This window comes from Acinetobacter sp. SFB, assembly GCF_001647545.1.
GTDB lineage: Bacteria > Pseudomonadota > Gammaproteobacteria > Pseudomonadales > Moraxellaceae > Acinetobacter.
On record NZ_LSZH01000001.1, the window covers coordinates 283,738 to 305,292 of the forward strand.

General features: G+C 41.3%; 17 protein-coding genes. 8 read left to right on the top strand and 9 right to left on the bottom strand.

Going from position 1 to position 21,555, the window contains the following annotated elements; all coding sequences use genetic code 11:
- Nucleotides 1-75 precede the first annotated feature (75 nt).
- The 5 genes from AY606_RS01360 to ahcY form a co-directional block, all read right to left on the bottom strand.
- Nucleotides 76-2,349: an NADP-dependent malic enzyme gene (locus AY606_RS01360; RefSeq protein ID WP_067863560.1), complete on the bottom strand. Its 2,274-nt coding sequence runs from the start codon at nt 2,347-2,349 to the stop codon at nt 76-78.
- A 149-nt stretch (nt 2,350-2,498) separates the two neighbouring features.
- Nucleotides 2,499-5,360, bottom strand: coding sequence for a bifunctional diguanylate cyclase/phosphodiesterase (locus AY606_RS01365; protein WP_067863564.1), 2,862 nt, complete (start codon nt 5,358-5,360; stop codon nt 2,499-2,501).
- 170 nt (nt 5,361-5,530) lie between these two features.
- Nucleotides 5,531-6,247, bottom strand: a complete 717-nt coding sequence (locus AY606_RS01370) for a 16S rRNA (uracil(1498)-N(3))-methyltransferase (protein WP_067863567.1) — start codon at nt 6,245-6,247, stop codon at nt 5,531-5,533.
- Between the two features lie 29 nt (nt 6,248-6,276).
- A complete protein-coding gene (gene metF, locus AY606_RS01375; protein ID WP_067863570.1) occupies nt 6,277-7,113 on the bottom strand; it encodes a methylenetetrahydrofolate reductase [NAD(P)H] in 837 nt (278 codons plus the stop codon).
- Nucleotides 7,114-7,264: 151 nt separating this feature from the next.
- The gene (gene ahcY, locus AY606_RS01380; RefSeq protein ID WP_067863572.1) at nt 7,265-8,647 is read right to left on the bottom strand and encodes an adenosylhomocysteinase; all 1,383 of its coding nucleotides are present in this window, start codon (nt 8,645-8,647) and stop codon (nt 7,265-7,267) included.
- Between the two features lie 235 nt (nt 8,648-8,882).
- On the opposite strand from ahcY, the gene AY606_RS01385 reads away from it, so the two are divergent.
- On the top strand, nt 8,883-9,389 hold the full coding sequence (locus AY606_RS01385) for a cysteine peptidase family C39 domain-containing protein (protein WP_067863575.1): 507 nt from the start codon (nt 8,883-8,885) through the stop codon (nt 9,387-9,389).
- A 140-nt stretch (nt 9,390-9,529) separates the two neighbouring features.
- Nucleotides 9,530-10,105 carry a hypothetical protein gene (locus tag AY606_RS01390; RefSeq protein ID WP_067863578.1) on the top strand — a complete coding sequence of 192 codons (576 nt, stop codon included), beginning with the start codon at nt 9,530-9,532 and terminating at the stop codon, nt 10,103-10,105.
- Nucleotides 10,106-10,195: 90 nt separating this feature from the next.
- On the opposite strand, the gene AY606_RS01395 is transcribed toward AY606_RS01390, so the two are convergent.
- The 4 genes from AY606_RS01395 to AY606_RS01410 form a co-directional block, all read right to left on the bottom strand.
- On the bottom strand, nt 10,196-10,708 hold the full coding sequence (locus tag AY606_RS01395) for a tetratricopeptide repeat protein (RefSeq protein WP_067863581.1): 513 nt from the start codon (nt 10,706-10,708) through the stop codon (nt 10,196-10,198).
- Nucleotides 10,709-11,189: 481 nt separating this feature from the next.
- Nucleotides 11,190-12,161, bottom strand: a complete 972-nt coding sequence (locus AY606_RS01400; protein WP_067863584.1) for a Tim44 domain-containing protein — start codon at nt 12,159-12,161, stop codon at nt 11,190-11,192.
- A 112-nt stretch (nt 12,162-12,273) separates the two neighbouring features.
- Nucleotides 12,274-13,665: a DNA repair protein RadA gene (gene radA / locus AY606_RS01405; protein WP_067863587.1), complete on the bottom strand. Its 1,392-nt coding sequence runs from the start codon at nt 13,663-13,665 to the stop codon at nt 12,274-12,276.
- A gap of 113 nt (nt 13,666-13,778) precedes the next feature.
- Nucleotides 13,779-15,134 (bottom strand): alanine/glycine:cation symporter family protein, encoded by a 1,356-nt coding sequence (locus AY606_RS01410; protein WP_067864493.1) that lies wholly within the window; start codon nt 15,132-15,134, stop codon nt 13,779-13,781.
- 411 nt (nt 15,135-15,545) lie between these two features.
- Between AY606_RS01410 and AY606_RS01415 the strand changes: the two genes are divergently transcribed.
- The 6 genes from AY606_RS01415 (at nt 15,546) to AY606_RS01440 (ending at nt 21,232) form a co-directional block, all read left to right on the top strand.
- Nucleotides 15,546-16,949 (top strand): amino acid permease, encoded by a 1,404-nt coding sequence (locus tag AY606_RS01415; protein ID WP_067863590.1) that lies wholly within the window; start codon nt 15,546-15,548, stop codon nt 16,947-16,949.
- A 132-nt stretch (nt 16,950-17,081) separates the two neighbouring features.
- Complete coding sequence (gene lptM, locus AY606_RS01420; RefSeq protein WP_067863592.1) at nt 17,082-17,300, top strand: LPS translocon maturation chaperone LptM; 219 nt, start codon at nt 17,082-17,084, stop codon at nt 17,298-17,300.
- A 37-nt stretch (nt 17,301-17,337) separates the two neighbouring features.
- Nucleotides 17,338-18,582 carry a diaminopimelate decarboxylase gene (gene lysA, locus AY606_RS01425; RefSeq protein WP_067863595.1) on the top strand — a complete coding sequence of 415 codons (1,245 nt, stop codon included), beginning with the start codon at nt 17,338-17,340 and terminating at the stop codon, nt 18,580-18,582.
- A 13-nt stretch (nt 18,583-18,595) separates the two neighbouring features.
- Nucleotides 18,596-19,441, top strand: a complete 846-nt coding sequence (gene dapF, locus AY606_RS01430) for a diaminopimelate epimerase (protein WP_067863598.1) — start codon at nt 18,596-18,598, stop codon at nt 19,439-19,441.
- Between the two features lie 259 nt (nt 19,442-19,700).
- Nucleotides 19,701-20,597 (top strand): tyrosine recombinase XerC, encoded by an 897-nt coding sequence (locus AY606_RS01435; protein ID WP_067864496.1) that lies wholly within the window; start codon nt 19,701-19,703, stop codon nt 20,595-20,597.
- 263 nt (nt 20,598-20,860) lie between these two features.
- On the top strand, nt 20,861-21,232 hold the full coding sequence (locus tag AY606_RS01440; RefSeq protein WP_067863601.1) for a hypothetical protein: 372 nt from the start codon (nt 20,861-20,863) through the stop codon (nt 21,230-21,232).
- Nucleotides 21,233-21,555: the final 323 nt, after the last annotated feature.

A 21,555-nucleotide genomic window follows, 5' to 3' on the forward strand; every position in this document is an offset into this window, starting at 1 on the left:
ATTCTTCAAGCAATCATGCTACAGAATAGAGGTTTTCTCAAGTAAAGAACCTTAGCTTTTTGCTAAAGTTAAATACTAGCCTTCTTGTGACTGTTGAATTTCAGCAACCGTCAACGCCGTCATATTTACTACACGACGTGTTGTTGCAGTCGGTGTCAAAATATGAACAGGTTTCGCAGCACCCAACAGAATTGGACCAATCGTTACATTGTTACCTGAAGTTGCTTTTAACAGGTTAAATGAAATATTCGCTGAATCTAGGTTTGGCATGATGAGTAAGTTTGCAGAACCTTTGAAACGCGAGTTCGGGAATGCAAAATGACGAATATTTTCATCCAGTGCAGCATCACCGTGCATTTCACCTTCCACTTCTAGTTCAGGTGCAATTTCACTTAAAATTTCAAATACTTTACGCATTTTCTGTGCGCTTGCATCAGTCTGGTCAGAACCAAAACTTGAATGCGATAACAATGCAATACGGGGAATTACACCAAAACGACGCACTTCTTCCGCTGCCAAAATGGTCATTTCCGCCAACTGTTCAGCCGTTGGATTGGTATTGACATAAGTATCGGCAATGAACAGGTTACGATCTTGAAGCATCAATGCATTGAGGGTAAAGAAGGTGCTACGGCCTTCTTTTAAGCCAATCACGTTTTTCACGAAATCTAGGTGAATGTCATAGCTTGAATAGGTACCACACAGCATACCGTCTGCATGACCGTGTTTGACTAACATTGCCGCAATCAGGGTAGAGCGGCGACGTGCTTCACGATGTGCGTATTCAGGTGTTACGCCCTGACGTTGCATCGTTTGATAGTAATCATCAGCAAACTGTTCGTAATGAGGGTTCTTTTCTTGATCCACAATTTCAATGTTTACACCGTGTTCAAGACGCAAGCCCAATTTCTTGATATTTGCTTCAATGACCGCAGTACGGCCGACAAGAATTGGGAAGGCCAAGCCTTCATCTACCGCAATTTGTACGGCACGAAGCACACGTAAATCTTCACCTTCAGCATAAGCAATACGCTTAGGTGCCGTTTTTGCCTGAGCAAAGATCGGTTTCATCATGAATGCAGAGTTGTATACAAACTCAGACAATTTTTGACGATATGCAGAGAAATCCTGGATTGGACGAGTCGCGACACCAGAATCCATTGCCGCTTGTGCAACCGCAGGGGCAATTTCAAGAATTAAGCGCTGATCAAGCGGGCGTGGAATAAGGTAGTCACGACCAAATGATGCAGATTTTTCACCATAAGAGGCTGCATCTGCTTCAATGTGCGCCATACGTGCAATGGCATGTACACAGGCAATTTTCATTTCTTCGTTAATGGTGGTTGCGCCAACGTCTAAAGCACCACGGAAGATATACGGGAAACAAAGGGCATTGTTAACTTGGTTTGGATAATCCGAACGACCCGTTGCCATAATCACGTCATCACGAACTTCGTGTGCGTGTTCAGGCAGGATTTCTGGATCCGGGTTTGCCAAAGCAAAAATGATTGGATTTTCAGCCATCACTTTAACCATTTCTTTGGTCAAAATGCCTGCGGCAGAAAGTCCCAAGAACATATCCGCACCCGCAATTACGTCTGCTAGTTGAGTGCCTTCAATATCCTGAACATAACGTTTTTTTGATGCATCCAGATTGTCACGGTGAGTGGTAAGCAGACCGCGTGAATCGGCAACGGTAATATTGTGTTTGCTTGCACCTAAAGCGCAAAGCAAATCTAAACAGGACAATGCAGCTGCACCGGCACCTGAAGCGACAATTTTAATCTCTTCAATTTTTTTGCCAGTCAGTTGTAAAGCATTGAGTAAAGCTGAACCGACAATGATCGATGTACCATGTTGATCATCGTGGAATACAGGAATATTCATGCGTTCGCGAAGTTTTTGCTCGATGTAGAAACATTCTGGTGCCTTGATATCTTCAAGGTTAATACCACCAAAAGTGGGTTCTAATGCAGCGACGAGGTCCACAATTTTGTCTGGATCGTTTTCAGCAATTTCGAGGTCAAATACATCTATGCCTGCGAATTTTTTAAACAGTACGCCTTTACCTTCCATAACCGGTTTAGAGGCTAAAGGACCGATGTTACCTAAACCTAAAACCGCAGTACCATTACTGATCACTGCAACAAGGTTGCCACGTGCTGTGTAAAGTGCTGCAGTTGATGGGTCGCGTTCAATCTCTAAACATGGTGCTGCGACACCTGGAGAGTAAGCCAGCGCTAAGTCATGTTGATTGACCAGCTGTTTGCTTGGCGTAACACTGATTTTCCCTGGGGTTGGATATTCGTGGTAGTACAAAGCTTGCTGTTTTAATGATTGATCGTCCATCTGTATCTCTATTGTTGCTTGAGTTGCCCAGCCCGAGCTGGTGGTGGTTTTTTGCTTAATTTGATTGAATATAACATTTGTTGCGACCTTAGCACAGTCGTGAATATGCCATTTTCAAGCAAACTGAAATTTAGACCTGTTGACTTATATCAAGAAGGTATAAGTCGATGTTGTTCCAGAAAGAGGGTTGCTTCACTTTCGGGTAAAGGTTTTGAAAACAAGAAGCCTTGGGCAATATCACATTCCAGATTTTGTAGATACTGAAGCTGTTCCTCTGTTTCAATGCCTTCTGCAACCACGACCATACCCATGGCCTTGCCCATGGCAATCATGGCACTGACAATGGCTTCTTGTTTGTTTTGCCCAATTCTGGAGATGAAACTGCGGTCTATTTTTAAGATATCAATTGGAAAATCAGCAAGATAAGATAGAGAAGAATAGCCTGTTCCAAAATCATCCAGCGAGATATTGATCTTACGTTTTTTGATTTCATCGAGCAGATTTTTTACTGTAACCGAGTTCTCGAGGAGTGATGATTCGGTAATTTCAAGTTCCAGGCTCGAGCCGGAAATTTTATAGATTTGAATGGCATGATCGAGGTCTTCGAGTAACTGTCCACGTTGCAATTGCTGTGCAACCACATTGACCGAAACACATATATTATTAAAGCCTAAATCATTCCAGTTCCTAATTTGCTTAGCGGTTTGTTGTATAACAATTCTGCCAATATCCGAGATTAAACTGGTTTGCTCAGCTAAGGGAATGAACAGGTTGGGTGGAATTATACCTTTGCTTGGATGATTCCAGCGAACTAAAGCTTCAAAACCATAAATATTTTGATCGCTAAAATTAATTTTTGGCTGATAGTAAACGATCAGTTCATTGTTGTTAATCGCCAGTCTTAAATCGCGTTCCAGATAAATTCCTTGCTCAAGTAAAGTGTTATTTTTATTGGAGTAAAAACGGATGGTATTGCCACCTAAACTTTTCGCTTCGGTTAAAGCCTGTTCTGCGCAATTATTCAGATAATCCAGTTGGCGACCATTTTCTGGATAGAAAGCAATCCCCATAGACAGGGTAATAATATGATCCTGACCAAAAATGTTAAATGGTAATGAAAATGCTTTACTCATCCGTTCACAGTGCTGCTGAACCGAAGGGCGAATATGCGAGACTTCATAGACAATGGCAAAGTCATCCCCATTTAAATGGGCTACAAATAATGCTTCAGCATTGGTAAGCCGTAGTCGTTGGGCTACCTGACGTAACAGTTCATCGCCACCGCTATTGCTCAGAAATTCATTCAAAGGTCTGAAACGGTCGATATTTAGACGAATCACAGCAAGTTGTTCAATCGAATCCTTTTGACTGACGAGATATTGATGTAATTGATAGTTGTAATAAAACCGATTCGGCAGGTCGGTCAGTGGATCATAATTTTCTAAATAAGACAGACGCTGTTCTTGCAGTTTACGTTCCGTTAAATCAGAGACGATGCCAATATAATGCGTGACCCGATTTTTTTCATCGCTAATGGCATTTATCCGCATCCAGATTGTAAGTTCTTTACCAGACAGAAAATTTTCATTGAGCTCGCCATCAAACTCACCCATTTTATCGAGTTGATTGATGATGGCGGAATGGCTGTTTCTTTGTTGCGATTTATAATTTGCAGCGATATCAAATAAATGTTTACCAATCATTTGCTCATGGGTAAAACCCGTCAATTGTTCATAGAACGGATTGACATCAATATAGCAAAGTTGTTCATCAAGAATAAAGATTCCTTCAGCTGCTTGTTGAAGCACATTCGCTGCAAGTTTTAAGCGTTCCTGATCGGTACGTTCCTGATGAATATCCCGACGAATACCGACCATACGCAAAGGCTTCTGATTAACAGGGTCACGTGCTATGACTCTGCCAATATCATGCACCCATTTCCATTTGCCATTGCTGTTCTGAATTCTATAAGTGGCTTCATACTGATCAGTCTGACCGCGTAAATTTTGCTTCATCGATATTTTGAAGTGTTCGATATCTGCGGGATGGAGGATGTTTTGTAGCTGGTTATGATGCACTTTTGAAGGTTTTAAGGTCTTTTGATGCTTAGAATCGGTCAATAAAATTTCCCGATCTTTAATATTCCAGTCCCAAGGTCGAAGTCCCGCAACGTCATGTGCCAACATCAAATTTTGCTGCTGATTTTCTAGATCCGCATTCATTTTAGCAATATCAAAAGTTCGTTCTTTAACTTTTTGTTCAAGCAATTGATTGTTGAGTTGAAGTTGTAATTCGATTTCCTTGGATTTATTAATTTCAGTTTGTAATTGCTGACATAGCTCATCTGTCCAGAGCACTTGTTGTTCGGCATTTTTAACCAGACGGTTATTTTTGGAATACAGTGCTGAAATACGCTTATGAATGCGCGTTGTAGAATTTGCGCAGAGTAAGATGACAATGAGCGAAAAATTGATTGTTAAATGAAATAAAGGATTTGAAATCTGGGTAGTAATAAATTGGGAGGCCAGATAGGGAAAAACCGAGGGTATAAAAGCCAAACAAAAATAATTTAAACGTTGGGTTAAAAAAGTCAGAGCAAATGCCTGACTCACAATCAGTAATAAAGCTGAAAGGATTAAAGCATTAACATCGCTAAAATTAGGGTTATATTGCGGTAGATAGTAGTAAATCACACCAATACCAACAGCAATACAACTTCCTATTGCCAGACATTGAAATTGTAGCCAACGATGTGCGTGATGGAGTGTGAAATGATGTGGCTTAAAATAGATGCTAATGATGACTAAACTTAGACAACTCAAAAGTTCGGTCGCAATAAACCATAAATTGAAATAGAAAGATGGTTTTGTAAAATAAAACGCATAAATGCAATAAACATATAAGGAAAGGATCATAATACTGACGAGAAAGAATCGACTAAGTCGAATCGTATTGGTAATTTGAGCAGCACTCACATGCTCTTTAATATACTCGTCTTGAACATCTGACATAAAAGCAAAAGCCTTATTTTTGTTTTGCGATAAATTAATTTTTAAATATTGTTAGTGTATAAAAAACTAAACTGTATTTTACATATACATTTGTATATCGAAATCAAGATTAGTTATGTTATTCAGAAAAATCAATCAAATTGGCTACTATTTAGCTAAAATCAGATGAACTATACAGTTACGTTATAATTCAAAATAGATAAAGCAACAATCGGGGCCGTTTCGGTGCGCAAAACGCGATTGCCAATACACCAGTTAATAAATCCAGCATCGTTGGATAATTGTATTTCAGCTTCGCTGAGGCCGCCTTCAGGACCGATTAACAGGGCAATATCAGGTGTAGCATTCGCTAAAACATCGACTTGATCTTTATTGGGTGCGAGTACCAGTTTTGTCGCAGGTAATTCACTGGCCAACCAGTCTTGCAAAGAGAGCGGTGCTAAGACTTCGGGAACTTTATTCATTCCGCATTGTTCACAAGCCGCGATGGCGATACCTTGCCAATGATCTATTTTCTTTTGATCACGGTCATATTTAAGACGCATCTCACAGCGTTCTGAGGTGAGGAGCTGGATTTTTGCAACACCCAGTTCAACTGCTTTTTGAATGGCATAGTCCATGCGATCACCTTTACTCATCACTTGTCCAAGTAAAGTTGTAAATGCGGGTGTCCGATCATCAGGATTGAATGTATCGACAGAAACACTGGCTGATTTTTTTGAAATATTCACCAGCGTTACTTGGTATTCACCACCTTGTCCATTGAACAAGGTGGCTCTTTCACCGACTTGTGCACGCAATACTTTGACCCAATGATGAAAAACCGTTTCGGTTAATTCAACATTCATATTAACAGCCAAATCAGCTTCAATATAAAAACGCGGCATTTAAGTATTACTCACAAATCAGATAAAAATTAAGCTAAACCAAGATCAGTCACAAGTTGACGTGTTGGATCTGTGGTGTTCATGGTGTAGAAATGCAGACTTGGTGCACCGCCTGCAAGCAGACGTTCACACAATTTCACCACAACTTCATGACCAAAAGCCTTGATGCTGGCAGAGTCATCACCATAAGTGGCCAGTTGCTTGCGAATCCAACGCGGAATTTCAGCACCTGTTCCATCTGCGAAGCGAATCAGGTTGCTTGCATTGATAATCGGCATAATACCCGGAGCCACAGGAATGTTAACGCCTTCTTTTTGAATGCGATCTACAAAGTAGAAATACGCATCTGGATTAAAGAAGAACTGGGTTAAAGCAGCATTGGCACCGGCATTGGCTTTTTCGACAAAATGTTGAATATCTTTATCAAAGCTGTCCGCTTGTGGATGCATTTCAGGATAAGCTGCGACTTCAATAGTAAAGTGATCACCTGAATGTTCACGAATAAAACGAACCAGATCCTGTGCATAAGGCAATTCGCCTAAGCCCACCTGACCAGAAGGCAAGTCACCACGCAGCGCAACAATACGGTTAATGCCTTGTGACTTATATAAATCCAGCAATTCTGCAATACGCGCTTTGTCATCGCCAATACAAGACAGGTGAGGGGCTACCGGTGTGCCTTTGCCGTTAAAGTCATTGATTGCAGCGAGTGTGCGTTCACGGGTCGAACCACCAGCCCCATAAGTTACAGAGAAGAACTCAGGATTCAATAGTTGTAATTCTTTATGAACAACACGAAGTTTTTCCGCACCGACATCAGTCTTGGTTGGAAAAAATTCAAACGAAATTGGGACACGTTTGGTCATTTTTCAAATCCTTTTTTATCAATACTTACTTGATTTCACCTCTGCCTCACCCTCTCCTAAAAGGAGAGGGAATTTTCAATATCAATTGAATTAATTATGAAAAATCCCTTCTCCCTATGGGAGAAGGTTAGGATGAGGGTAAAACTGAAACTTAGTATTTATAATTCTCAGATTTGAATGGACCTTCAACTTGTACGCCAAGGTAATTTGCTTGTTCTTGAGTAAGCGTGGTTAATACACCGCCAAAACCAGCAACCATTGCAGCAGCAACTTCTTCATCCAGTTTCTTAGGAAGAAGTTCTACACGAATCGCAGCTTGTTTTTGATCTTCAGGAAGGTCAGCAAATTTTTCAGCGAACAAGTGCATTTGAGCCAACACCTGATTAGCAAAAGAACCGTCCATCACACGTGATGGGTGACCCGTTGCATTACCCAGGTTAACCAAACGACCTTCAGAAAGAAGGATCAAGTAGTTATTTTCATCTTCTGAACGATAAACCTGATGTACTTGAGGTTTAACTTCAACCCATTTGTAACCGCGTAAGTAGTTAGTATCGATTTCAGTGTCAAAGTGACCGATATTACACACCACAGAACCTGCTTTTAATGTATCTAACATTGCAGCGTCACATACGTGGTAGTTACCCGTAGTGGTTACGATCAGGTCAGTGTTTTGAAGAAGATCAACGTTAATGTCTTCTTTGTTGCCAGTTTGTACGCCGTTTTTGTATGGAGATACAACTTCATAACCGTCCATGCAGGCTTGCATCGCACAGATTGGATCGACTTCAGTTACGCGAACAATCATACCTTCTTGACGAAGAGACTGAGCCGAACCTTTACCTACGTCACCATAACCAATCACAAGTGCACGACGACCAGACATCAACATGTCTGTACCGCGTTTGATTGCATCGTTTAGAGAGTGACGGCAACCGTATTTGTTGTCGTTTTTAGACTTGGTCACTGAATCGTTTACGTTGATAGCAGGAACTTTCAAAGTGCCGTCACGTAACATTTCATAAAGGCGTTGAACGCCCGTAGTGGTTTCTTCAGTCACGCCGTGAATTTTAGCAATCAATTCTGGGTATTTGTCATGAACAACAGCAGTCAAGTCACCGCCATCATCCAGAATCATGTTGGCATCCCAAGGTTTGCCGTTTACATTGATTTGCTGTTCAAGACACCAGTTGTATTCTTCTTCAGTTTCGCCTTTCCAGGCAAAAACAGGAATACCGCGCGCAGCAATAGCAGCAGCAGCGTGGTCTTGAGTAGAGAAGATGTTGCATGAAGTCCAGCGAACTTCAGCACCCAGTTCAATAAGCGTTTCAATTAAAACGGCAGTTTGAATGGTCATGTGGATACAGCCGAGAATTTTCGCGCCTGCAAGTGGTTTAGCCGCAGCATAACGCTTACGTAAACCGATAAGTGCCGGCATTTCTGCTTCAGCAAGTTTGATTTCTTTACGACCGTATTCAGCAAGTGAAATGTCGGCAACTTTATAATCTGTAAATGAAGCATTAACCGCGTTCATCAGGATCTCCTAGGATAAAAATAGATTGGATCGTTATGTTCGCGGATGCCGTTTTTGATCAAAACCAGTATTTTAAATAAGCTTTAACCGGATCGTCGAGCCTAGCGATTTCACATTTAGTGCCTGTGAAAAAGTCGCAGCATCCCTCGACTAGGCGGCTATTGTACTTGGAAATTGATTTTGTTCCAATCTGAAATTGATTATTATCAGCACAATCATATTTTGGATGAAGATTATGGCTTTAGAAATGCCTGAAGAATTAGAAAATCTAGAAGCAAATGGTGGGATTTTTGCGGTATGGATGTTGCTGCAACACTTAGGGATTGATGCCGATATTCAGCAACTTGTAGATGTCTGTGGATATGGTGCTGAAAATGGCACGACGACCATAGGTCTGGCGGCAGGATTAAAAAAGTTTGGTTTTACTGTTCAGTTTTATACCGATCCTGACCCTGATCTTCAAGAGAGTGAAAAACTTAGTTATCAACAAGCAGAGCAACTGGGTTTACCTATTCTGCCTGCGTTAAATTATAAGCAAATCCAGCAAGCGTTCGATCAAAATAAATTTGTGATTGTCTATTACGATACATTAGAAGATGTGGGTAATCACTCACTTGTTTATGATGTAAATGCGGATGAAATCTGTTTCTTTGACAGTTTTGATCCTATGCCCGCGGCTCTATTTGAACAGCAGCGTCGAGTAGACGGAATTTGTCGACAAGTGATTGTTGTTGATAATTAGATTTTTTTATAAATTCAGTCATTAAATAAAGTTCAATTTGAAGAATTTAAATATTTCGAATTTTGAACTTTCTGGAATCGATGATTTGGATTTCGGTATGTATAAGGTACTTAATAGATACTAAAAATTAGGGAATGAATATGGATGATTTATATGACATTACATTAAAAGTAGATAATTTTACTGAAGAAAATTGGAGGGAACTACTTTCAAGTACACTGCCAAATTCTGAAAAAATTTTGCTTATAGATATTTTGATTAAATTTAACGAGTTAGAGTATGAGGTTAAAAGGTTAGTAGCCTATGAAGGAATAAAAACATATAAAAATGAAATAAAAACGCTTCCACTAGCACAACTATTGTTAAATATTGAAATTATTAAATATTTTGATGATGACATAGTTTTATTATTACAGAAATTAAATATGAATTTATTTTTAAGAAATTTAATCGCACATTCTATCCCTAAAATAGTTAAGAATAAATATATTCTATTTTTGTCTCATGATTTTATTGAAGCTAAAAAGATGAGAGTAGAAGCGAATAGAGATAGTTATAAGTATCGGGATCTCAGTAGAACGAAAGCGTTGATTAATAAGCCGTTTGAATCAGACTTAAGTAATTATAGTATAATGAGAGTAAGAGATTTAGAAAGGTATTTAGAACTTTTGGAATATATCAAACCCAAAATTGAAAAAATTGTCAGTAAAATATAATTAGAATTAAGTCAAAACTAAATTTTTTTGATTATTAAAGTTGAATATATGAAAAATAAAGCCCATCAATCGATAGGCTTTTTCATCTCATTATTCTTCAGTAGATTGAGCTTTATCATGCCAATAATCGGCTTTTTCATCATCCACATCGACACCTAAACCGTGTTCATAAATGCAGGCCAAATCGCGCATGGCTTGAGCTTCACCCAGTTCAGCGGCTTGCTTGACCAATTCAACCGACTTGGTCACGTCTTTTTCTACCACATCGCCACGGCGATAAAAATTCGATAATTCTAAAAGAGCAGCAGGATGTTTATGTTTCGCGGCTTGTTCTAACCAGCGGTAAGCATGTTCAAAATAGGTTTTTGCTTCCTTCGGATCTTCTTCCAGTATGTCTTTTGCATAAAATGCATAACCTTCACCCAGCCAGTACATGGCTTCAACATGCCCCAGTTGGGCAGCTTTGAGTGCCCATTCTTCAGCAAGTGCAACATGTTCATCATTTTCACTTTGCATATAAATTTCAGCAAGCTCAAATTGTGCATCACGATTGCCTGCCATCGCACGGTTAAAAAGTTCGGTAGAAATAGGGAGATCAGACATTCAAAAATCCAAAGCACATAATTGCTATAGCCTAAATGTTTGGCACAAAAAAGCCAATCCGAAGATTGGCTTTTTACACTGTTCAGTTTTAGATAAAAGAGGTAAATGTGCTGATAATCCAAATTATTGCGGTTGCAATTGCGATCTTCTTAACCTGGGATTCGATGTAACTTAAATACAATCCGATAAATAAAGCCGAGAAGGTAAGTACACCCACCCAATAGCTGATCATCTTGCTTAAATTTCCTTGTAAATATACAGCACTAAGGCGGAGCAGCAAACTTCAGCCGGAAATACGGATAAGACAGTTTTTAGATACTTTAAGCTTACAATGAAAAATTTAATTTGGTTTTTAGACATGCACATCTGGTTACGACACAATCTGATTGAAATACAAGGAGGGCAAAAATTAAAACCAATCTTTGATTTAAAATCACAAAAAAAACAGCGACTGAAGTCGCTGTTTTTAGCTCAAAAGACCTTAAGCCTCTTGTTGAATACCGGCAACCAACCATTCCTGGTTAGAAGCTGCAGGTTTGGTGAAATGCCAAACTTCTGCAAAAGGTTGCGGTAAGCTGTTTAAATCTTCGCTTACAGTACCCGTGAAACGTACGCTCACCACATACTGACCATTTTCAGTTGAAGAATCGACCACCATCGCATTGAGGTTAGAGAATTCAGCAACGTCTTGGTCTTGGTTTGCCATAATGTCGTTATGCATAGACTGATAAAGATCAGGCGTTAAATAACGTTGAATTTCAGCAATATTACTGGCTGTATTCATGGACTGAATATGGTTGAAGCGCTGACGAGCAACACGTAAGAATGCAGCAGGTTCAGTACCATCTGGCAATTGATTGCCATTGCTGGTTGAAGCCGCACCAAAAGGCGCTTGAGTTGCTGCACCTGCAGAACCACCTACGGATTGACCAAAAATATTGCTGCTGTCATTTGACGTACGTGGTGCTGCATTTTGTTGACCAAACGGTGCTGTATTGCCAGCATTGTTTGGTGCATAGGGATTGTTAGCGGCTAGTTTTTTTTTTGCACCGAATTTACGGAACAAGAAGAATGCGATTGCAGCTGCTAGAAGAATCCAGATCCAGCCTGGAAGTCCGCCTTTTTCTTCCTGCTGTTGTGCTGTAGCATCAGCACTGCTTGCAGCAGGTTTGTCATCTGCCAGTGCATTCGCTGCAACTGCACCAATCGCAGCACCGGCAACACCAGCAGCAACCATTTTACCTACGCCAGAACCTGATTTTTGAGCAGGTGCGGTAGTCGGTTGTTGGGCAGGAGTAGCTTGACGCGGTTGTTGGTAAGACTGGGTTGGAGCAGCAGAACGACTCATGCCGTGGCTTTTACCACCACCTGCACGTTTCGCTTCAGCCATTGGTGCAACCACCAAAGCTGCCATTAAAAGACCTGCCATCAAACCACGCTGTCGAACTTCCATCGAATTTTTCCTAAATAAAAAGTAAATTGTAGCCCTATAGTTATGCAGTCATTTGCACCGAATTTCAATATCAAAATGGTGTTTTTTTACATAATTTTTCATATGTTAAAGCTTAAGCCAATTCTTCACTTAAGCTCATGGCTTCGCTGAGTGCTTCATGTAAACGTGCTACAGAAATGATCTGTACACCGGGAATCGGTTTTTGTGGCGCATTGCCTCTAGGCAGAATAATGTATTTAAAACCATGTTTAACCGCTTCTTTTAAGCGTTCCTGGCCATTCGGCACAGGGCGAATTTCACCCGATAGCCCCACTTCGCCAAACACAGCCAGTTGCTGAGGTAATGCTTTACCACGCAAGCTTGAAGCACAAGCCAGTAAAACGGCAAGGTCAGAGCCTGTTTCAGTAATTTTTAAACCGCCGACCACATTAACATAGACATCTTGTCCTGCAGTTTGTACGCCACCATGACGATGCATCACCGCAAGTAGCATATTCAACCGGTTTTGATCTAAACCTAAAGCGACACGACGCGGTTGACCGTGTGCATCGTCTACCAAGGCTTGTACTTCAACAAGTAGGGGACGTGTACCTTCACGACTAATCATCACAATCGAACCAGGAATGGCTTCATCGTAACGACTGAGGAAAATAGCGGATGGATTGGAAACTTCACGCAGGCCTTTCTCGGTCATGCCAAACACGCCCAATTCATTGACTGCACCAAAACGGTTTTTTACTGCACGAATCATGCGGTAACGCGAGTCAGATTGACCTTCAAAATATAAAACACAATCGACCATATGTTCTAAAACACGCGGACCCGCTAAAGCACCTTCTTTGGTCACATGCCCCACCAGAAATAATGAGGTGCCACTATTTTTAGCAAAACGGGTCAGTAAAGCGGCAGATTCACGAATTTGGGAAACGCCGCCCGGTGCAGATTGCAGCGTTTCAGTGTAAAGCGTTTGGATCGAATCGAGAATGGCAACCGCAGGACGCACTTGCGCCAACACTTCACAAATCCGCTCCACACAGGTTTCTGCCATGACTTGAAGATGTTCTGTCGGTAACTCTAAGCGGTGGGCACGCAATGCGACTTGCGAAAGTGATTCCTCACCGGTGACATACAGCGCAGAGCTTTGTGCCGAGGCCATATGCGTAGCGGTTTGTAAAAGAATCGTGGATTTACCGATACCCGGATCACCACCAATCAGCACCACAGAACCCGTCACCAAGCCACCGCCCAGAACACGGTCAAATTCACTAATACCAGTCGCCAGACGTGATTCATGTGAAACGGAAACTTTATTTAAGGTCGTAATATTGGCGACTTGACCTGCATAACCGCCACTTATTTTCGGTTGCGCACGATGAGTCACGGCAGGTGCAATGCTGACTTCGGTCAGACTGTTCCATTCACCACATTCGCTACATTGACCTGCCCATTTTAGATGGTCAGCACCACATTGTTCACATCGATAAACACTTTTCGCTTTGGCCATATTTTTTATTTGAAATATACAAAAATTGGAAACTGGCTACAGCATACAGCGCTAGATGCAAATAAAAAAGCCACCGCTAAGGTGGCTTGTTGGTCATGATAAAAAAACTTGAATTAATACAGTTCGCCGGATTTACGTTTTGCGATAAAGTCTTTCGATTCTTTCACAATAACGCCTGACAACAACAGTAAAGCTATTAAGTTTGGAACTGCCATCAAACCATTGAAAGTATCGGCAAATAACCAGACCAAATCCAGCGTGGCGATACAGCCAATGAAAACTGAAGCGATATAAATCACCCGATACACCAGAACGTACTTTTCTCCAAAAATATAAGTACAGCATTTTTCACCGTAATAACACCAACCTAAAATAGTGGAATAGGCAAAGAAAATAATACCGAAGGTCACTACCCAACCGCCCACACCCGGCAATAATTGATCAAAAATATGAGTCGTCAGCACGGCACCCGTTTCATTTCCAAAACTATTGCCGGCCATAATGAAACCCATCACCAAGACGATACCGGTAATACTACATACGATGATGGTGTCAATAAATGTCCCGGTCATTGAAACAAGACCCTGACGTGCAGGATGATCGGTTTTTGCCGCTGCGGCTGCAATAGGCGCAGAACCCATACCTGCTTCGTTCGAGAAGACACCACGTGCGACCCCGTAACGAATCACAGCACCAATTGCACCACCTGCAACTGCTTCACCGGTAAAGGCATCTTTAAAGATTAATTCCAAGGCAGGCATCACTAGATCAAGATTGTTTAGAATAATGACCAGACCACCTGCAACATAACCAATCGCCATAATAGGCACAATCAGGGTCGCTGCCTTGGCAATCGATCGAATACCGCCTAAAATCACCAATGCCGAGAAGACAGTAATCACAATGCCCGTGATCCAAGTTTCAATGCCCATACTGTTTTGCACCGCAAGTGCCACGGTATTGGACTGTACTGAACTGCCAATACCAAAAGAAGCCACTGTGCCAAAGAATGCAAAAATCAGCGCAAGCCATTTCCACTTTAAGCCCTGTTCGATGTAATACATCGGCCCACCGGACATCAGACCATTTTCATTTTTAACGCGATATTTGACTGCCAATACGCCTTCACCATATTTGCTTGCCATGCCAAATAAAGCCGTCATCCACATCCAGAAGACAGCGCCAGGACCACCCAGAACGCATGCTGTCGCAACACCTGCGATATTACCGGTACCAATGGTGGCGGAGAGTGCCGTCATCAGGGAGGCAAAGTGTGAAATATCTCCTGCGTGTGATTTAGCTTGAGGATGCTTGCCAAAAACCTGTTTAAAGGCCAAAGGCAGCATACGGAATTGCCAGAACATGAGGCGGAATGTGAGAAATACACCGGTACCCACTATCAGTACCAGCATATATGGACCCCAAACCCATCCGCTGAGTGTTTCCATTATTGACTGTAAATTTTGCATCATATTTTCTTCTTGTCGTCCTGAGTTTGGTAAATGGCTTATTTAGATTTATCAATGCTTAAGCAAGTGATGTGCCATATTTAGATCTTCCTGATTATTTGCTATAACGAGACTGAATTTTTATTCCTTATGCTTTAAAAGTGCTTTAATTTTTGTTTGTCGAAAATTCAATTTTTATCAGCATATTCTTTTGGTTATTTATTTTTTAGCTAAAGTTCAGCACTTTTACAAGCATTAAAAATGAATTATTAATGTTTATTTTTAAATCAATTATTCACCAGTTAAGTGTATGAGAAAAATAAATTAACTTTTTTACTTAATTAGAAAATATAGATAGTTCACAATTTTTTGTTGTTTTCTCTGTTTTTTGCGGTAATTTGTTGCGATAGACGTCGAAGATGAATGAAATAAATGTCAAATCAAAATACAGGTTCGACCAGTGAAGGTGGTGAACTACAACGGAGTCTGTCTAATCGACATTTGCAATTGATTGCAATAGGCGGGGCAATTGGTACCGGTTTATTCATGGGCTCAGGTAAAACCATCAGCCTGGCCGGACCTTCAATTCTGATCATTTATATGATTATTGGTTTTATGGTTTTTTTGGTCATGCGTGCGCTTGGCGAACTGTTACTGTCTAACCTGCAATACAAGTCTTTTATTGATTTTGCGACAGATTTAATCGGTCCATGGGCAGGTTATTTTGTCGGCTGGACCTATTGGCTGTGCTGGATCACCATCGGTATTGCTGACTTATCCGCGATTATTTATTACCTGCAATTCTTTAACGGAGGGCTGCCGTTTACGCCTGGCGAAGGGGTAATGATCAGTATGGCGGCCATCATCTTTATTATGGGCTTGAATCTGGTTACCGTTAAATTATTCGGTGAATTAGAGTTCTGGTTTGCCTTAATCAAGATTATTGCCATTGTGGTCCTGATTGCTGTCGGTTTGTGGATGATCTTTACCGGCTTCACTTCAACTGCAGGTGAAGTAGCGTCATTTACCCATCTCTGGGCACATGACGGGATTTTTCCCACCGGAGTATCCGGGTTTCTGGCAGGTTTCCAGATTGCGATCTTTGCCTTTGTTGGGGTAGAGCTAGTCGGTACAACTGCGGCTGAAACCAAAGATCCAGAGCGCAACTTGCCTAAAGCGGTCAACTCGATTCCGATTCGTATCATCATTTTCTACGTGTTGGCCTTGGTGATTGTGATGTCGGTAACGCCGTGGAATAAAATTGATCCAACCATTAGTCCGTTTGTAAATCTGTTTAGTCAAGCGGGTATTGCAGCTGCGGCAATTATCATGAACTTGGTAGTATTGTCTTCAGTCATGTCATCCATGAACAGTGGGGTATTCTCGACCAGTCGTATGCTGTTTGGTCTTTCACGTGAAGAGCAAGGTCCAAAAGCGTTTGGACATTTAAATAAGCGTGCTGTTCCTGCGAATGCTTTGTATTTCTCTGCGGTGTGTTTACTTCTGGGTGCTGCACTTCAGTACTTTGTACCAAACACGGTGGAAGCCTTTACTTTGGCAACCACGCTTTCAACCATCCTGTTCATCTGTGTCTGGTTGATGATTATCTGGAGTTATATTGTTTATTATAAAACTCGTCCAGAACTGCATGCCAAGTCAACCTTTAAACTACCGGGTGGATTGTTTACCTGTTGGTTGGTGATCATCTTCTTTATTGGCATGATTTACGTCTTGTCCTTAGAAGCAGATACCATGAAAGCGCTGATGGTGAGTCCAATCTGGTTCATTATTTTGATTATTGGTTACTTTGGTTTCTACAAACCGAAACATAAATAAGCCCTTTGTTTGTGAAAACGCCAGTTTGAAACTGGCGTTTTTTTTTAACTAGCGATAATCTCTAGCGTTTAGCCCTTTGGTCACGGCGGTGATCGAGTTATACTTCTTCGAAAATATAGGATAGGTGGTCAGATGCGTCTTGTCATTTGCTACATCAGTTTATTGGCAACAGGTGTTGCCTTGGTCGGTTGTGGTCAATCCGGAGCTTTGCAGTTGCCGAGTGACCAGAATTACGACAAGCGTGCGAAATATTTGTTATATCCCAATGTCGATTCAAAACAGCAATCTTCGCCTAAGGAGGAAGCAGCTCCGGTACAAGAGCTTCCTGCTTCATCTGCTGAAACGAATTAATTTTAATATCTAAACGCGTCATCGAAAGGATACATTCATGAGTTTTACCCGCATTAATGGGGTTCTGCACGCAGAGCAATGTTCGTTGCAACAACTTGCGCAGCAATTTGGCACGCCACTTTATGTTTATTCAAAGGCTACTTTTGAAAAGCATTATCTCGATATGGATCGTGCATTTGGCTTTATCGATCATCAAATTTGTTTTGCGGTAAAGTCGAACTCTAATATTGCGGTCTTGAATGTACTGGCGAAACTAGGTGCAGGTTTTGATATTGTCACTGGCGGTGAGCTGGCTCGTGTGCTGAAAGCGGGTGGGAATGCAGCTAAAATTGTGTTTTCCGGTTTAGGAAAATCAGAAGCGGACATTAAGAAAGCCTTAGAAGTCGGTATTGCCTGCTTCAATGTTGAATCCTATGCAGAGCTGGATCGCATTCAAAAAGTGGCGGCTGAACTGGGCAAAAAAGCCCCGATTTCTTTACGGGTAAATCCGGATGTCGATGCCAAAACCCATCCCTATATTTCGACCGGTTTAAAAGAAAATAAATTTGGCATTCCATCGGACAGCGTATTTGAAACTTATCAATATGCAGCATCATTACCGAATCTGAACGTAGTCGGGATCGACTGTCACATCGGTTCACAATTGACCGAAACGCAACCTTTCGTTGATGCGCTTGACCGCGTGATCATGATGATTGAGCAACTAAAAGAACTCGGTATCCATTTAAAACACATCGACATTGGTGGTGGTTTGGGGGTTACTTATAAAGATGAAGTTCCGCCAACTGTTGTCGAATATGCCAATGCGCTGAAACCGGCTTTAGAAAAATTGGGTCTCAAAGTGTATATGGAACCGGGACGTAGCATCTCTGCCAATGCAGGTGTGTTACTGACTAAAGTTGATTTGTTGAAACCGACCAATCACCGTAATTTTGCCATTATTGATGCCGCAATGAATGACCTTATTCGTCCTGCTTTATACGAAGCATGGATGGATATTCAGCAAGTCACTCCACGTAGTGATGTTGAAACCAAAGAGTGGGATGTGGTCGGCGCGATTTGTGAAACCGGTGATTTTCTCGGTAAAGAACGTCAACTGGCCTTGCAGGAAAATGATGTGCTTGCAGTATTGGGTGCAGGTGCATACGGTTTTGTGATGAGTTCAAACTACAACAGCCGTGGTCGTGCTGCTGAAGTAATGGTCGATGCTGATCAGGCACATTTGATTCGTGAGCGTGAAAGCATTGAATCATTGTGGGATAAAGAACGTTTATTGCCTTAAGGAGTAATGCAAGATGTTTTTAGAATTTACCAAAATGCATGGTCTGGGCAATGACTTCATAGTAGTTGATCTGATCAGTCAGCGCGCTTACCTAGATAGCATGACCATTCAGCGTTTGGCTGACCGTCATTTCGGGATTGGTTTCGACCAGCTTTTAATTGTTGAGCCGCCCGATTTACCCAATGTCGATTTTAAGTATCGTATTTTTAATGCAGATGGCTCTGAAGTCGAGCAATGTGGCAATGGCGTTCGCTGTTTTGCCCGTTTTGTGCATGAACGTCGATTGACCACGAAAACCAAAATTAAAGTGCAAACCAAAGCCGGTATTGTTGAGCCTGAACTGGGACAAAATGGCTGGGTCCGCGTGAATATGGGCTATCCAAAATTCTTGCCCAACCAGATTCCGTTCCTTGCAGATCAGCCTGAAAACCTCTACAGCTTAGCCTTGGCCAGTAGTGAAAGTATTATCATTGATGTGGTGAACATGGGTAATCCGCATGCAGTGACTGTTGTTCCAGATGTGCTTACCGCTGATGTTGCCGGCATGGGACCTCAAATTGAATCGCATGAACGTTTTCCACAACGCGTCAATGCCGGCTTTATGCAAATTATTGATGAAAATCATGCGCGTTTACGGGTATTTGAGCGTGGTGTAGGCGAGACATTGGCGTGTGGTACAGGTGCTTGTGCGGCTGCAATTTCAGGTATGCGCCGTGGCTTGCTAGCTAATGCTGTAGAAATTGAACTTGCTGGTGGTAAGTTGCAAATTGAATGGAAAGAGGGCGATGTGGTTTGGATGACCGGTCCAACTGCAAATGTCTATGAAGGTCGTATCGACTTGAGTTTTTACCAGCAATAAAACTCATGGTTTGACTTAAAAAGCACTGTCAGCATGATGGTGCTTTTTTTATCTGTAGAATGATTGATTGTGTAAATAGCGATGAAACCGATAGAATCAAAATGAAAGGGCGTATCCTATGCTGTGCTTGATTATTAAATCTAAGCAGTTTAAGCATGAAATCAATAATTGTCGCCGTTGAGTAGCGTCCATTAAATACAGTGAGAAAAACGTGATTGATCCAGAGCTGCAGATACGTTCTCCTGCTGATTTATTGCTGATGTGGTTAAAAGAAAGAGAGATTCAAAATCAGTCCAAACATACTTTGCAGGCCTATGAACGTGATGTTTCGGATTTTTTAAATTTTTGTGTCGTAAAAAAAATGAATCTGGCAAATGTTGAATCGACTGATCTGCGTGAGTTTTTGGCGCAAAAGGTTGAGCAGCAGCAATTGAGTTCCAGCAGTTTGCAACGGCTTTTATCTTCCATTCGTCAATTTATGAAATGGGCGGAGCAAGGGCAATACCTGGCTTTTAATCCTGCCGATGATTTTCAGTTGAAACGATTGCCTAGACCGCTACCCGGTATGGTGGATATTGAAACCATTAATCAAATTCTAGATCAGCCCAAACCTGAAAAACACATCGAACAACAAATGTGGTTACGCGATAAAGCGATCTTGGAATTGCTTTATTCGAGTGGTCTGCGACTGGCAGAAGTGCAAGGCTTGCGCATTAAGGATATAGATTTTAATCGGCAGCTGTTACGCATAACCGGTAAAGGCAATAAAACCCGTGTGGTGCCTTTTGGATCTAAAGCTAAAGATGCGGTGATGTTGTGGCTACAAGTTTATCCGTTATGGAATGGTGACTTTGTCCCTGATGCCAATGTATTTATCACGCAAAAGGGTAATCCGCTGGGCGCAAGACAAATTGAAAATCGGGTTAAATTCCAGGCGCAACGAGCCGGAGTAAATGTCGATTTGCATCCACATTTATTGCGTCATTGTTTTGCCAGTCATATGCTGTCGAACAGCGGAGATTTACGCGCTGTACAAGAAATGTTGGGGCACAGCAACTTAACCACAACGCAAATCTATACCCACGTTGATTTTGACCGTTTGGCGCAGGTCTATGACCAGGCACATCCGCGTGCCCAACTTAAGAAATCTGACTAGAGATCTACCTTTTGTCTAAAAGTGAAACTGGTTTTTTGAGAAAAAGAACATAAATTAATAAAACTTAAATACATCTATAGGTAGTATTGCGGAATATTTCGGGCGTTTTAAACTATTGTAGAATAATAAAAAGCCAATTTATCAGGTATAAAAATCAAGTATAAATATGAAATAGCTGGCATAAATAATGCTGGTTAATAAAATTATGTGTTGTTTCAATGGATGTCAAACAGAGTTGGGGAGTAAAAATGATAGGGAAAACAATGATTTCAGATGTTCAAGAAAAATATGACCGATTGAGTACGGAACAAAAAGAGATTTTTGCAGGCTATGGTCTGCGTCAGGTAAAGCATTTTGTTGAAATCAGTTTGCCCACTATTGAACCCTCTTTGCCAGAAAATACTCATGTTCAAGGCATCAATGCTGAAGGGAAGGTACAAGCGGTCAATACACAGACACAACAAGGCTATATCTGGATTTCAGACTTGCAATGGCAGCAACGACCGATTGCTACAGTGGGTGTGGATTTAAAACAAGACTTTTTAGAAGTGTGGAAAATATTTAACCTTCAGGAATATGACCTGATTGATTTAAGCCATATTCACCGTGATTTTTTACAACATCATCACGTTTAATGGGGGGGTAGTCTACCTAAATTGAGCCTTATCTATTTGATAAAGCATAGGTCTTTGCAAGGGAATAGTGTTATCTAAAGCCAGGTAGTTGAAGTCATGTTTAAATTGCATATCTAAACCTTGCATAACGGCTTGGGTTTTGGTGCTTTGTACTGCAGTGAATGCAACCGGGTTTAGTTTGAGTGAATCAAAAGTAAAGTTTAATTTATTTCCGATTTAAACAATGGGAAAATAACGCATCACTTCTGTGCATAAAACCACTTCAGATCAGAATTTTTCCCTATTTTTAAAATTAAATACGGTGTCTCAAACTCTACACTCCT